Here is a 14,348-nt window from a genome sequence, read left to right as displayed (position 1 = left end):
ACACCTCATGTACCTGGATTACCTCGTGCCCTCGTGGCACGAGATCGAGTCCCGTGTCATCGCCATGGTGGGCTACCCAAGCGGTGGCCAGTTCCGCACCAGCCTCAATGAAAAGGTCGCCTCACTGGGCCTCAACCTGCGCCGGATCGAAGCTGTCCGCACAGCCTTCTACCAGGCTGAATGGCAGGCGGCGAACATGCTACGCCAGCGCTTCGCCGACCTCGACATCAACAGCATCGTCGACGAACTGCTGAGGGTTGTGCAGCAGATGGCGATGATCGTCATCGGCAGCACCGTTACCGGCGGCCTGCTTGGAGCGGGGGTTGGCGCATTCACTGGCGGCGCCGGAACCATTCCGTTTGCCGGCGCGGGCGCGGCCATAGGCCTCAAGGTCAGCGGCTGGATCCTCGGTGCGCTGGGGCTGGCTTCCATTGCCGAGTTCTTCGTCGAGGGCTTGCCGCGTATCGGCGAGTACTACGTCGATGGCATCCGCTTCGCCTGGGAAGGCACCTGCGGCAATGAAGGCACCGGCCCGTTCTGGGTCAACTCCAGCATTGGTGCTCAATGGCGAAACAGACTAGCCAGCATAAAAGAGGCTGCGGAAAAATCGCCGAAATTCGGCACCCACTCGACTTACATGAATGTAAGACTTCATAAGTGCTAACGATAAGAGGCACCGCAAATGGATGAGGTATTCTCCATATTCCTTGACAATATAGGCGCGCCTTTTTCGCGTCGAGAGGTGCCCCCCTCCAGCATTGATCGCTATAACGGAAAACTTCCAGCGTTGTTACTTGCATACTGGAAAGAGCATGGATGGTGTGGTTTTGGCGAAGGTATATTCTGGCTGGTTAATCCACAGGAGTATGAGGGCGTTGTCTCATCCTGGACCGAGGGCACCCTCCTTGAAAACCGGGACACTTACCACTTGATTGCCAGAAGCGCTTTCGGCGACCTGTATCTTTGGGGAGAGAACAGTGGCTTTTCAGTAAAAATCACAAGTCTTCTGTCCCGTTACACAGGTGAAAACTGCACACTCACTGAAACTGAAGCAACCAGAGAGGTCCAAAGCTTCTTTCTATCAAGAAAAAAAGAACACAACGACTTTGAAAGCCTTTTTGAGCCCGCGAAGAAAAAGCTGGGCATCTTGAAAGAAGATGAGATATATGCATTTGTTCCTGCATTGATGCTGGGAGGGCGCCCCGACCTCAAAAACCTGGAAAAACTTAAAGCAATAGAGCATTTGATTTTGCTGTCTCAAATCACCGAACTCGAACCCTACAGCTTCTCTGACTTCTGAGCACACAAAAGGACCTAAACGAATGGATGTCATCTTCAGCATTTTCCTGGAAACCTTCGGCGAACCCATCGGCCAGCAACCCGTACCACCTGCCGCTGTCGATCATTACCAAGGCAAACTCCCCAATCGCCTCCTTGAATACTGGCAAGACCACGGCTGGTGCGGCTACGGCGGCGGCTTGTTCTGGCTTGTAAATCCTCAGGAATACCAGGGTGTAGTGGCCTCTTGGTTGGCAGGTACGCACTTCGAAGCATGCGACACTTATCACCTCATCGCCCGCAGCGCTTTTGGCGACCTGTACCTATGGGGTGAGAAAACCGGTTCGGTGCTGACCATTGCGGCCTACCATTCCCGTTACCTCGATGGCGCTCACAGCTCAGGCGACGAAGAACGGGACAGCAGGATCCACGGTTTGCTCATGTGGCTGATGACCGAGTGCGTCTACTTCGACGACCTGTTCGAACCTGCCAGGGAACGGCTCGGCACCCTGGGCTCAGACGAAATGTATGGCTTTGTCCCCGCCTTGATGCTGGGAGGCCCAGACAGCCTTGAGCGTCTTGAAAAGCTGAAGGCAGTGGAGCATCTGGTGCTGCTTTCCCAACTGGGCGAACTCGAACCCTATGAACTCACTGGCGAAGAAGATGAATAGTCTTTGACGAACGCATTCAAGGGCGCACCGCGTCCGGCCTATCGACATCCTGCAGCACGCCGGCATCCTCGACATCCAGCCGGACGCAACGGTCCGCATGGGCCTTCAGCACCGAACGCGCCCCTTCATCACCCTTCAGCCGGGCAAGCGCCGGCCAGAAATCACGCCCGAACAGCACCGGATGGCCCTGTCGTCCAGCATGACAAGGCAGGACTATCGTTGACCCACTGGCCTCGCGTGCAAGCAAATCCAGGGTCGCGGACGCCACCCAGGGCATATCACCCAACAGAATCGCTACTGCCTGCGCCTCGCTGTCAGCCAGCGAAGCGGCCCCGGCCGCCAGGCTATGGCCCATGCCCAATGTGAAATCCGGACTGGAGATTACCCTGCACCGCGCTGGCAACCCCAGGTCCACACCTCGCTCCCCCTCACGCAACACCACCCGCACATCATCGAACACTGCGCAGGCGCTCTCTACGCTGTGCACCAGCAAGCTTCGACCGTCAGCCAGCAGCGAGCGGCGCTTGTCAGAGCCAAAACGCACACTGCTGCCTGCCGCCAATACCAAGGCAACCACGCTCACAGCGCCGCCCGCTCGATGCCATTGCGCGCACGAAGGATATCGGCCAGTACCGCCAGGGCGATCTCGGCCGGGGTCTTGCTGCCCAAGTTCAGGCCAATCGGCGCATGGATGCGCGCCAGCTCGTCGCAACCCAGGCCACCAATTCGCTGCAAGCGTTCGCGACGCTTGTCGGAGGTGGCCTTGGAGCCCATCACGCCGATGTAGAACGCTTCGGTCCGCACGGCTTCAAGCATGGCCAAGTCATCGATTTTTGGATCATGGGTCAATGCCACCACTGCCGTATCGGCATGGCAACCGCCATTGGCGATGAATTCCGACGGCAGCTCGCGGCGCACCTCTATGCCATTCAGCACTACGCCGTCGAGTACTTCGTCACGCGGCTCGCAAAGGATGACCTCAAAACCCAGCCCCCTGCCGAATTCGGCGCAAAAATGCGCCACGCTGGAATAGCCGGCCAGCAGCAGCCGCTGGGCGGCGCCGACACGCAAGCGCACCCGGGCATTTTCCCGTTCGACCCGTGGCCCCTGACTATGGTCATCGAGCAGCTGGCGGGTACCCGTTGGCAGGCTCACCTCACGCAGTACCCGGCGCTGGCCCAGCAGCGCACGTTCCAACTCACGCAGATGCGCCTGCACCTCGCATTCAACCGGCAGGTTCTCCACCAGCACTTCCAGCACACCGCCACACGGCAGGCGAACGCGCGAACGCGGGTCGCTGCCGTCGCCATAACGCACGATGGCAACCGGCTCCGGGAATTCCCCGAGGGCCACGCGTTCGAGAAAGTCGTCTTCGACACAGCCACCGGACAGCGAGCCCAGCCACTGGCCGCTGGCGTTGACCGCCAGCAGCGAACCCGGCGCACGCGGCGCCGAGCCGTAGGTGGCGAGCACCGTGCACAACCATACCCGCTGGCCGTTGCAGGACCACTGCAAAGCCTGACGGACCACCTGGAGATCGAGATGCTGCACGCTTTACTCCGCCTTCAGCTCGGCGAGCTGCTGTACGTTCAGGTCGCCGGGCAATCCACCCCAGGCCTGGCGCAGGTAGTTGACCATATCCGTCACCTGTTGGTCATCAAGCTTGTCGGCAAAGCCCGGCATCGGCTGCATGCGCTCGAAGCCGGTGAACTGCTGTTCACGGATGCCCTCGAGGACCACCTTGACCAGATTGCGCGAGTCGGCCTGGCGCAGCACGGTGTTGCCGCGCATGGCCACGGCGATGTGCGGCTTGCCCTCGCCGTCGACACCATGGCAGCCGGCGCAGACGTTCAGGTACTGCTGGTGGCCCCGCTTGGCACTGTCGCTCATCTGCTCCAGGGCAACGGCCTCGATAGCCTTGGCCGGCGGCGGCTGGTCGCCCAGCAGGTAGGTGGCCATGGCCGCAAGGTCTGCATCTTCAAGGTGCTGGGTGCTGTGGTGCACCACCGGGAACATCTCGTTGAACATGCTGCCTTGGGCGCTGATGCCGTGCTTGAGGAAGGTGGTCAGGTCCGGCTGGGTCCAGCCGCGCTCGGCCAGGTCCTGGGCCAGCAGGCTTGGCGCCAGGTAGCCACCCAGCAGGCCGCCGCTCAGGCGCTGGTCCTGCTGCAGCGCACCGATCGGGTTGCGCGGGGTATGGCATTCGCCACAATGGCCCATGACCTCGACCATGTACTGGCCGCGCTGCCAGGCCGGGCTGTTACCCTCGGTCGGCTGCAGTTGCACGCTCTTGCCATACAGCATGTTCCAGCCGCTGAGCCCCATGCGCACATTGAACGGGAAGCGCAACGCGGTCTGCGGTGCCGGGCGGTTGATCGGCGGTATGGTCATCAGGTAGGCGAGGATCGCGTCTGAGTCTTCACGCTTGATCAGGTGGTACGAGGTGTAAGGCATCGCAGGATAAAGGTTGGCGCCATCCTTGCGCTTGCCCTCGGTGACTGCGGCGAAGAACTCGTCGGCGCTGTAGTTGCCGATGCCGTACTGTTTGTCCGGGGTGATATTGCTGCCATAAATGGTGCCGAACGGCGAATGAATCGGCAGGCCGCCCGCATACGGCGCGCCGCCTTCGGCGGTATGGCAGGCCATGCAGTCGGCCGCGCGGGCCAGGTATTCACCGCGCTTGACCTGCGCATCGTCGGCCGCCAAGGCAAACGAACTGACCGCCAGCCCGAGGGCCAATGCCGAGGCGCTACGTACGAAGCCCATGTTCAACCCTCCTTGACCAGGCCGAGATCGTTGAGCACCTTGCGGGTGGCATCGTAGTAACGCACGTAGCCTGTGCAGCGGCAGATGTGGTGACCGAGGCTGGCCTCGATGCGGTCTTCCACTTCGCTCTTCTTCAACGGCTGGCGCTGGGCCGTTTCCACCAGCACGGTAGCGGCGTTGACGAAGCCTGGTGCGCAGTAGCTGCACTGGAAGGCGAACAGGTCGACGAACTTCTGCTGGATTGGGTTGAGCGTCAGGTTGCCGGCCTCGTCTTTTTTGGCATGGCCTTCGATGGTGCGAACCTTCTTGCCTTCGAAGTAATGCGCACCGGTGATGCAGGTGCGCACTTCTTCGCTGGTGCCGTCGGGGTTGTCGACGATCACCACGCAGGCGTGGCAGATGCCCTGGCCGCAACCCAGGCGCGAGCCGGTGAGGTTCTGGTGTTCGTGCAGGTAGTCGATCATCGCCAGGTCCGCGGGGACCTCGACCGGCCCGACCGGTTGACCGTTGAGCGTCAGTTGCAGTGGACGGTTAGCCATTGAGGGCCTCCTTGATACGGGCTGGGGTGATGGGGAGATCGCGCACGCGCTTGCCGATGGCATGCGCGACGGCATTGCCGATGGCACCGACGACCGGGATCATCACCACTTCGGCGATGCCCTTGGAGGGGTCGGTCGGTGACAGCGGCGGGAGGATTTCGCTGGTCTGCTGCCACACCGCCACATCGCGCGCATGCGGCAGGCGGTAGCGGTTGAAGTTCCAGTCGCCCTCCCCGGGCCCACCCTCGTACAACGGCATTTCTTCGGTCAGTGCATGGCCAATGCCCATGGCGATACCGCCTTCGAGCTGGCCCTTGACCAGTTCCGGCACCAGCACCCGGCCACACTCGACCCAACTGTGGTGGTTGAGCACCTGCGTCTCCAAGGTGCCTTTGTTGACCTTGACCTCGACGATGGTCGCCACCGGGCTGTAGTAGGTGACCATGGCGTTGTTCAGCTGGGTGTCGGGGTAGGCCGCATTCTGCCGGTCGAGCAGGTGATAGCCATGGCTGCCCATCTGCGCCTTCTTGGCATTCACCGCACCATCGCCGTACTTCACCGCCATGGCATCGAGCGGGAAGCGCTCGCGCACGCCATCAATGACAAAGTCGGCCTCGGCCCAGCTCCAGCGGTTGAAGCCGTGCACGCTCACGCCGGTAACCAGCCCCATGTCGTGGGCCTTCTGCGCCAGCTGGGCAAACGGAATCGGCGCCAGGCCGTTGCCGGTCAGCTCACCGTTGACCCACACCGCATTTTCACGGCGCACCACCAACGGGTTGGCCTGGCCGCCGTGCGGGCCCTGGCTCCAGATCGCCATGGCCGCCGGCCACAACCCATGATTGAACAGCACACGCGCCGCTTCGCGGGTGGCATGGCTGAAGTAGAACGCCGAGTTGGTCGCCGACGATGGCGACGCCAGCTTGCCGACCCAGCGCGGGTTGCGCAGCGCGGCGTCCTGCTCCGGCTGGCTGATCAGGTACGGGTTTCCGCTGGTGCTCAATTGCAGCTCTGGCCATTCGGTGACTGCAGTCTTCACCTCGTCGGCCGAACGGCCGAGGAAATCGCTGACCACCAAAGCCTGGGAGGTGGACATGCCGGTGCCCAGCTCGGTGCCGATATGGCGCAGGCTGATGCGGCCATCGGCGCTGAACTCGACACTGGCCATCGGCGCCTCGGAACCTGTACCGAAGTCCTTCTGGCAGATGGCGAAGCCGACGCCGTACCAGTGGTCCGGGTCCTTGGCGTCCATCTGTTGCTTGCGTGCATCGCGGTTGCGCCACCACTCGTGCACAGCGGCCTTGTCGAGGATCTCGTACAGGCGCAGGGCGCCGGCCGGGACCGCACCCTGGGTGTTCTTCATGCCCGACTTCAGCGCGTTGGCGCGGCGCAGGTCGATGGCATCGACGCCCAGGCGGCCGGCGATCTCATCCACCATCATCTCGGTGGCCGCCATGCTCTGCAGGGTGCCGTAACCGCGCATGGAGCCGGCCTCGACGCCACGGGAATAGTAGGCGGTCACCGACAGGTCGTTCTGTGGCATGTAGTAGATCGACTGCGCTGCCGTGGCGCCCACGGCTGCCACCGACGGGCTGTAGTTGATGCGCCCGCCGCCGTCGCAGCTCATGTCGGCGCGGAAGATCTTGAAGCTGTTGTCCTTCTTGTCCACCGCCAGCTGGTAGCGGATATCGAAGGCATGGCGCTTGATACCGCTCTGGAACTGCTCGTAGCGGTCGTTGGCCAGGCGGATCGGCACGCCGGCGCCGTAAAGCGCAGCCACCGCGGCATAGAAGACGAAGATGTTGTTGTCTTTTGAGCCATAGCCCACGGTATAGCCCGGGTGCATGTTCAGCGTGTTCAGGGCAAAGCGCGACGGCTTGATCATGTGCACGCATTCCTGCGCCACTTCGAACGGGCACTGAGTGGCGACCACGAAGTGCAGCGTGCCCGTGGCCGGGTCATACCAGCCGTTACCGTTGTCCGGCTCCAGCGCGGCAGGTTCGATGGACGGCGTCTTGTAGCGCTCGTCGAACACCAGCCAGTCCTCGGGCGGGTTGTCCAGCTGCTCGGCCATGCGCTTGGCGTAGAACAACCCCTGCTCGGTCAGGTCGCCGTGCTGGTTGGGCTGCTTCGACCACACCGGCTTGCGGTTGAGAATGGTGGGGAACAGCATGGCGTTCTTCAGGCTGGAGAACTCATCGTCGTCGAACGGCGTGGCGCCACCCACCCGCACGAAGCGGAAGCTGCCATAAGGGTCGCGCTGGTACAGCGGCGCCTGGGCACCGTAGCGGATCGCCTGCTGATTGAACTGCAGCTTGCGCTTGGCCTGGCGGAAGCGCTCGAAGTCGTGCCAGATCAGGATCGCCACCGGGTGGCCGATGAACATCGGCACCTTGCCGGGCGGCAGCAGCGGGTCGGGCGAATGGGCCTCGGGCCAGGCAATGCCGTCCTGTTCGAGGTCGGCGGCGGTGACGATGCGGTCCGGCTGCAGGTCGGTGCCGAGCAGGCTGAGGTCATGCCCGGCATAGATACGATCAACCGTGGTGGCCTTGAGCAGCAGCGCATGGCCCTGCTGCGCGGGCCACCCGGGCATGTCCTTGGCGCGGATGTCGCGGGCGAACACTTTGTCGCCGCAGACCTTGGACAAGGCATCGTTACGGAAACGCGCCTTGCCGTCGTGGTTCATCCACTTCTGCGGCGAAGTGGTAACGCGCTCCTCCATCAACGCGGCGAAGGCCTGGCTGCCAAGTGGCGCCATGGTCACGCCGACACCAGCGATCAGGCCGCCTTGCAGGAAGGCGCGCCGGGAAATATCACGGTTGGACATGCTTGATCCTCTGGGCAGTTGGGGCCTGCCCTTTCTTTTGATTCTTGGCCTGGCTTGATAAAAGCTGACCTTGGCGTCAACTTTACAGCAATTGGGTGGATATAGGCAAAGTCAAGCCGACAATGTGTCGCGGTGTGTATAGGGCAAGAGGCGGAATTCGCGCTTTGGCGGGTAGGTGTTTGGCGGGAGATTTTCAGCGCCTGGTAGGTGTTCGCCGCGAGAGTTTCAGCGCCTGGTAGGTGTTCGCCGCGAGAGTTTCAGCGCCTGTGAGATCGAGCGCCGCCCGCGCGGCGCTTCGCGGGTAAACCCGCTCCTACGTTTGTTTCGGGCCAGTCCCTCCTGCACCAGTCGCGCGCGACCGCCTTGTTTGTACGACGCGATATCGAGACATGCGCCAAGGCGGTCGCGCGCAAATCCCACAGGAATAATTGGCCCGAAACAAACGTAGGAGCGGGTTTACCCGCGAAGCGCCGCGCGGGCGGCGCTCGATCTCACAGGCGCTGAAACTCTCCCGGCAAACACCTCAAAATTCCAACGCCGCCCCCTCGAAAATCCAACAACGAAGACCCTGCAAATCCAGAACCAAACTCTTACTACTCCTGACCACCCCACCCCCAACACCCGCGTTAACCTTCATTTAATCAACCCCAGCCAGCATGGCCCCATTCCCAGATCTGCCAAGGCGAAGACATGCGCGTTCTCCTGCTCTTCCTCACACTCCTACTGGCCGGCCCGTTGCAAGCCAACCCGTTCGATGTGAAACCAGACTTCCTGCCGGTTGACCAAGCCTTCGTGCTCACCCACGACCGCCAGGCCGACGGCCAGATGCGCCTGTACTTCCAGATCAAGCCGGGCTACTACCTGTACCAGAAGCGCCTGAAGTTCGATGGCCTGCCCACCGAGCAGCACCCGCAACTGCCACCGGCACTCAACCATCACGACGAGTTCTTCGGCGACAGCGCGGTGTACCGCGACCAGCTTGAACTGCTATTGCCTGCCAACGCCCAGGGTCAGTTGCGCCTGGGCTGGCAGGGCTGCGCCGACGCCGGCCTGTGCTACCCGCCGCAAACCACCTCGATCGACTTGGGTGGCAGCGTAACGCCGGCCGCCGAGCAAGCCAGCGACCAGGCCCTGGCCAGCGGCCTGCAACAAGGCCACCTGGCCTGGAGCCTGCTGGCGTTCTTCGGCCTTGGCCTGCTGCTGGCGTTTACCCCCTGCTCGCTGCCGATGCTGCCGATCCTGGCCGGGCTGGTGCTGGGCAATGGCGCCAGCGCCCGGCGCGGCTGGCTGCTGGCCGGGGTCTATGTGCTGAGCATGGCCCTGGTGTACGCCGGGCTCGGGGTGGTTGCTGCCCTGCTGGGTGCCAGCCTGCAGGCCTGGCTGCAGCAACCCTGGCTGCTGGGCAGCCTGGCGGGGCTGTTCGTGCTGCTGGCACTGCCGATGTTCGGCGCCTTCGAACTGCAACTGCCTGCCGCCCTGCGCGACCGCCTGGACCGCGCCGGGCAAGGTACCCGTGGCGGCAACCTGTATGGCGCGGCATTGCTCGGGGCGTTGTCCGGCCTGTTACTCGGCCCGTGCATGACTGCGCCGTTGGCCGGTGCGCTGCTGTACATCGCGCAGAGCGGCGACGTGCTGCAAGGCGCGCTGGTGCTGTTCAGCCTCGGCCTAGGCATGGGCGTGCCGCTGCTGTTGCTGGTAACCCTGGGCAACCGTTATCTGCCGCGCCCGGGTGCGTGGATGAACCGGGTCAAGGGGGTGTTCGGTTTCGTGTTCCTGGCCATGGCGCTGTACACCGTGCGCAGCCTACTGCCTGCTACCTTGCTGCTGGCACTGAGCGGCGCCTGGCTGATCGCCTTGGCCTGGGCTGCCTGGCCAGCCCTGCAGCGGCTGCCGGCGTTGCGCGCCGTACCGCTGTTGGGCGCGCTGTGGGGCGGCCTGTTGCTGGTCGGTGCGGCAGCAGGCGGCGACGACCTCTGGCAGCCACTACGCCCGTTCGCCGGGGGTGGCAGCACAGCGGCCGCTGGCCAGCATGCCGAGGACAGCTTCGTCACCGTCAGCCGCCCCGAGGACCTGCAACGTGAGCTGGACGCGGCCAAGGCCCGCGGCCAGTGGGTGATGCTCGACTACTATGCCGACTGGTGTGTGTCGTGCAAAGTCATGGAAAAACAGGTGTTCGCCCGCAGCGACGTGCAGACCGGCCTGGCCGGCGTGCACCTGCTGCGCCTGGACGTGACCGCCGACAGCCCGGCCAGCAAAGCCCTGCTGCAGCGCTACCAGGTACCCGGCCCGCCCAGCATCATCTGGATCGGCCCGGAAGGTGAAGAACGCCGCGCGCGGCGCATCACCGGTGAGGTGGACGCAGCAGCGTTCCAGCAACACTGGGGCCAGACCAGGAGCCAAGGCTGATGCTGACCGTAACACTCGGGCCACTGACCATGGCCCTCAACCATCTGCTGATGCTCACCGCCCTGGTGATCGCCAGCGTGGTCGGCTGGTGGGTCGCCCGACGTGGCGGCGAGAGCCCGGAATCGGCGCTGTTCAACCTGTTCCTGATCGGCCTGCTGTGTGCCCGCGCCGGCTTCGTGCTGGCCTACTGGCCGATGTACCGGGACGACCCGCTGCAAATCATCGACATTCGCGATGGCGGCTTCCTGTTCTGGTCGGGCCTTGCCGGCATCGTGCTCGGAGCCCTGTGGCAGGGCTGGCGCCACCCCGGCCTGCGCCGCCCGCTAGGCTGGGCGCTGTTCAGCGGCGCACTGTTCTGGGGTCTGGCCAGCCTCGGCGGCCACCTGTACAGCAAAGGCACCGAGTTGCCCGACCTGAGCCTGCGCAACGCCGGCGGCCAGGCCGTGGCATTGCACAGCTACCGCGGCAAGCCGCTGGTCATCAACATCTGGGCCACCTGGTGCCCACCGTGTCGGCGTGAGATGCCCGTGCTGCAACAGGCACAAAGCGATTACCCGCACGTGACCTTCCTGTTCGTCAACCAGGGCGAAACCCCGGAAAACGTCAGCACCTTCCTCGCCACCACCGGCCTGAGCCTGACCCACGTGCTGTTCGACGGCACCGGCCTGCTGGCCCAGCGCGTCGGCTCCATGGCCTTGCCCACCACCCTGTTCTACGACGCCAACGGGCGGCTGGTTGGCAGCCACCTGGGCGAGCTGTCCCGGGCCAGCCTGCGCCACGCCCTGGAACCTTTCGACCGGGCCCTTGCGCCCGCCCCTGCCGCACAAGGAAACTGACATGCGATTGACTGCACTGCTGCCCCTGTCCCTGGCCCTGCTGGCCGCCCCTGCCCTGCAGGCCGAAGAACTGCCCAAGGCGGTTCAGCAACTGCAAGCCAAAGGGGCCGTGATCAAGGGCAGCTTCGATGCGCCCAACGGCCTGCGCGGTTATGCCGCCGAGTACCAGAACAACGCCCTGGCCCTGTACCTGACCCCCGACGGCAAGCACGTGCTGGTCGGCAGCCTGTTCGACGAGCAGGGCAAGTACCTGAGCGCCGAGCCGCTGCAAAAGCTGGTATACGCGCCGATGAGCAAGGAAATCTGGGCGAAAATGGAAAAGACCGCGTGGATCGCCGACGGCAAGGCCGACGCGCCGCGCAAGGTGTACCTGTTCAGCGACCCGAACTGTCCGTACTGCAACATGTTCTGGGAACAGGCGCGGCCGTGGGTAGAGTCGGGCAAGGTGCAGTTGCGCCATATCATGGTCGGCATCATCCGTGAGGACAGCCCGGGCAAGTCGGCGGCGCTGCTGGCGGCGAAAGACCCGTCCAAGGCACTGCAACAGCACGAGAAGGCCGGCAAGGCCAGCACCCTGAAGGCGCTGGAACAGGTGCCAGAGGCTGTGCAACAGAAGCTGGCGGCGAACATGGCGTTGATGGAAGAGATGGGGTTGCAGGCGACCCCGGCCATTTTCTATCAGGATGAGCAAGGCAACCTGCAAAGCCAGCAAGGGGCACCACGGCCGGAGATGCTTGGGAAGATTCTGGGCAAGCGCTAGTGCATGTGGTGGGGCACAGATCGAGCGCTACGAAGCAGGTGACGCGGGGCATGGCACCGGCTACGCCGGTGTTCGCGGGTGAACCCGCTCCTACGGGGCTCGCGCTAACGGCTGGATTTTGCGCCAGGCATGTGATCGCAAGGCCTGCGCGGTCGGGCGTAGGAGCGGGTTTACCCGCGAAAGGGCCGGACCTGCTGGCCAATTTCCACCAGCCGTTCACCGTTGCCGCCGCCACTGTATTCGCGGGTAAACCCGCTCCTACGCTGATCGGGGGTGGAGACACATTGGTGATTGGACGCAGGCCGTTCTTTCGCAAGCAGTAAATCTCCCGGCCCGGCAAATCTACCCCGCGCAGATTTCAATCTGCCACTCAACAAATCTAGCAACAATTATTCGGCACCCCCTGTCGTTAAACATCGTCTGCTTGCTTCCCTTACTCAAATCCCACACACACGCACAACAAAGAACACTCGGGCGCTCACAACAGAGCGTTCGAGCATTAAAAACAGAAATTTCTTACACAATTAGAAGAAAAAATAAACCCCAAAAAACATTATCAGTTTTAAGTAAGACCCTTCTGAAGAATTTTCCCACAAAAATAGCTTTAAACCGAACACTCCAATATCACGTCCAACCACGCCATCCCCACCGAAAGATTGACTTGAAACAGCCGAACGCCTAAACCTCCATACCCATACATTTCAGACCACGCCAAAAACCAGGAGACACTCATGAAAAATCAATATGGCATTAGCCTCATGGCATTGGCTTCGACACTCACTGCGAAATCAAATAACACGCAACCATGACACCAAAATGGTCTACTCATGAATCCAAACCACTGTATCCGCAGCGCAAAAAAAATCACGACAATCACAAAAATCTTGACCACTGAGCACTTGAGGGAGCCCACATCGCTTCTTTGGTCAGCGCTGGCCCCTTGCATACTCTTCATCATCACCCAGCCAACGCATGCAGCCTCGACCTATACCGCTTCAGCCGCCTGGTTCTACTCATACATCTCTGCCACCCTCGCGTTCTTTGGATTCAGCTTCTACCTCATCGGCAGAAGGGAAAGTGGCTTCACGCGGTCCTTCATCTACCAACACGGTGCAATCAAGCTATTCCTGACGGCCCATACACTCAGCTATTTATTATTGAGCTCACTTTACGCCACACTATTTTACCTCTTGACCAAACCCTTGCGAGGTCACTACTCACTCCCTGAATTCCTCTATCTGATGGCATGCTTTTACACCAGTTACCTCATGTTCACCTGTATCGGCCTGGGGATCGCTGCGCTGCCGATAAAATTCAGCACGGCCAGCACCCTTTTTTCGCTCATGTCATTTCTCATGCTGGTCTCCGGATACAACGGCGCCACAATGGGGCACGATGCTTCGCAGGCGCTAACGCTGATCAACCCGCTCTTTTTAAGCGCGCAGATCTTCCATGGCGAAATGCCCCTTCTCAACAGTTTTCTGATTGCACTTTCGGCCTCTGCAGCCTCGACATACCTGACTGGAAGGTATTTCAGAATTCAACCCATATGGAGCCGATACTGATGGACATTTTAACTATAAACAACCTTCACTTCGGATACACCGGAAACCCGCTGCTGAACGACATTGAACTCACTATAAAAGCGGGGGAACTGGTCGGTATTCTGGGCAACAACGGAGCCGGAAAGACAACCCTTTTCGACCTCATCTGTAAAATAAAGAAGCCGACAAAAGGTGCCATTTCCAATTTATCCAGGCGTCAGGCCTATTTGACCCAAATCCTTACACCGCCCCCATTACTGCGTATGAACGAAGCGGGCAAGCTTATCACCAGCCTAACCCCCAACGCTTCCCCAGATCACACAGAGATTCTCTCGAAACTAGCCAAATGGTCCCCATCACTGTCCAAGCGATATGCAGAAATCGCCAAGAAAAAAGCCGCCAATTGCAGCTACGGTGAAATTCGCAGCTACTTCACGCTGACCTTGCTGCTTTTAAACAGTGACTTGATCATTCTTGACGAGCCAACGGCTGGCGTAGACCCTGAATTTCGACATTATATATGGCTCGGTATAAAAAGCGCGTGCGCGGAAGGTGCGAGCGTGCTGATATCTTCTCATTACACAGAGGAAATCACGAAAAACTGCCAGCGCTTTTATATGCTCGCAAACAAACAACTGGAAGCGTTTGACAGTGGTGGACAGTTCATGGAACGCCACCGTGCCAAATCGCTGGATGAAGCCTTTATCAATGCTTCGGTCTAAGT

The 14,348-nt window shown here is 61.4% G+C and carries 12 protein-coding genes and 2 pseudogenes; 9 read left to right on the top strand and 5 right to left on the bottom strand.

Going from position 1 to position 14,348, the window contains the following annotated elements; translation table 11 throughout:
- Positions 1–7: 7 nt before the first annotated feature.
- From LMH93_RS08265 to LMH93_RS08250, 4 genes and pseudogenes are all read left to right on the top strand, one after another.
- A pseudogene (locus tag LMH93_RS08265) lies at positions 8–541 on the top strand (DUF6861 domain-containing protein); the annotation flags it as partial.
- Positions 542–664 (top strand): annotated as a pseudogene (locus tag LMH93_RS29835) (polymorphic toxin type 15 domain-containing protein); the annotation flags it as partial. It lies immediately after the preceding pseudogene.
- 18 nt (positions 665–682) lie between these two features.
- Positions 683–1,300 (top strand): GAD-like domain-containing protein, encoded by a 618-nt coding sequence (locus LMH93_RS08255; RefSeq protein ID WP_230064997.1) that lies wholly within the window; start codon positions 683–685, stop codon positions 1,298–1,300.
- Between the two features lie 22 nt (positions 1,301–1,322).
- The gene (locus LMH93_RS08250) at positions 1,323–1,949 is read left to right on the top strand and encodes a GAD-like domain-containing protein (protein ID WP_230064996.1); all 627 of its coding nucleotides are present in this window, start codon (positions 1,323–1,325) and stop codon (positions 1,947–1,949) included.
- A gap of 16 nt (positions 1,950–1,965) precedes the next feature.
- On the opposite strand, the gene LMH93_RS08245 is transcribed toward LMH93_RS08250, so the two are convergent.
- From LMH93_RS08245 to LMH93_RS08225, 5 genes are read right to left on the bottom strand one after another with little or no spacing between them, the layout of a single operon-like run.
- Positions 1,966–2,532 carry a nucleotidyltransferase family protein gene (locus LMH93_RS08245; RefSeq protein ID WP_230064995.1) on the bottom strand — a complete coding sequence of 189 codons (567 nt, stop codon included), beginning with the start codon at positions 2,530–2,532 and terminating at the stop codon, positions 1,966–1,968.
- Positions 2,529–3,500: an XdhC family protein gene (locus LMH93_RS08240; RefSeq protein ID WP_019750821.1), complete on the bottom strand. Its 972-nt coding sequence runs from the start codon at positions 3,498–3,500 to the stop codon at positions 2,529–2,531. Before LMH93_RS08240 ends, LMH93_RS08245 begins: the two co-directional genes overlap by 4 nt.
- A 3-nt stretch (positions 3,501–3,503) precedes the next feature.
- Positions 3,504–4,715 (bottom strand): cytochrome c, encoded by a 1,212-nt coding sequence (locus LMH93_RS08235; RefSeq protein ID WP_230064994.1) that lies wholly within the window; start codon positions 4,713–4,715, stop codon positions 3,504–3,506.
- 2 nt (positions 4,716–4,717) lie between these two features.
- Positions 4,718–5,254, bottom strand: a complete 537-nt coding sequence (locus LMH93_RS08230; RefSeq protein WP_003254265.1) for a (2Fe-2S)-binding protein — start codon at positions 5,252–5,254, stop codon at positions 4,718–4,720.
- Positions 5,247–8,078, bottom strand: a complete 2,832-nt coding sequence (locus tag LMH93_RS08225; protein WP_014859280.1) for a xanthine dehydrogenase family protein molybdopterin-binding subunit — start codon at positions 8,076–8,078, stop codon at positions 5,247–5,249. The genes LMH93_RS08230 and LMH93_RS08225 overlap by 8 nt, the downstream gene beginning before the upstream one ends.
- A 690-nt stretch (positions 8,079–8,768) precedes the next feature.
- Between LMH93_RS08225 and dsbD the strand changes: the two genes are divergently transcribed.
- The 5 genes from dsbD to LMH93_RS08200 all read left to right on the top strand — a co-directional run bounded on the left by dsbD (position 8,769) and on the right by LMH93_RS08200 (position 14,346).
- Positions 8,769–10,484, top strand: a complete 1,716-nt coding sequence (gene dsbD / locus LMH93_RS08220) for a protein-disulfide reductase DsbD (RefSeq protein ID WP_230064993.1) — start codon at positions 8,769–8,771, stop codon at positions 10,482–10,484.
- Positions 10,484–11,320, top strand: coding sequence for a TlpA disulfide reductase family protein (locus LMH93_RS08215; protein ID WP_230064992.1), 837 nt, complete (start codon positions 10,484–10,486; stop codon positions 11,318–11,320). Before dsbD ends, LMH93_RS08215 begins: the two co-directional genes overlap by 1 nt.
- 1 nt (position 11,321) lies before the next feature.
- On the top strand, positions 11,322–12,080 hold the full coding sequence (gene dsbG, locus LMH93_RS08210; protein WP_230064991.1) for a thiol:disulfide interchange protein DsbG: 759 nt from the start codon (positions 11,322–11,324) through the stop codon (positions 12,078–12,080).
- Positions 12,081–12,907: 827 nt separating this feature from the next.
- Positions 12,908–13,645: a hypothetical protein gene (locus LMH93_RS08205; protein ID WP_230064990.1), complete on the top strand. Its 738-nt coding sequence runs from the start codon at positions 12,908–12,910 to the stop codon at positions 13,643–13,645.
- Positions 13,645–14,346: an ATP-binding cassette domain-containing protein gene (locus LMH93_RS08200; protein WP_230064989.1), complete on the top strand. Its 702-nt coding sequence runs from the start codon at positions 13,645–13,647 to the stop codon at positions 14,344–14,346. The genes LMH93_RS08205 and LMH93_RS08200 overlap by 1 nt, the downstream gene beginning before the upstream one ends.
- Positions 14,347–14,348 lie beyond the last annotated feature (2 nt).

The organism is Pseudomonas sp. CIP-10, assembly GCF_020911845.1.
Classification (GTDB): domain Bacteria; phylum Pseudomonadota; class Gammaproteobacteria; order Pseudomonadales; family Pseudomonadaceae; genus Aquipseudomonas; species Aquipseudomonas alloputida.
This window is presented reverse-complemented; position numbering and strand designations above follow the sequence as displayed.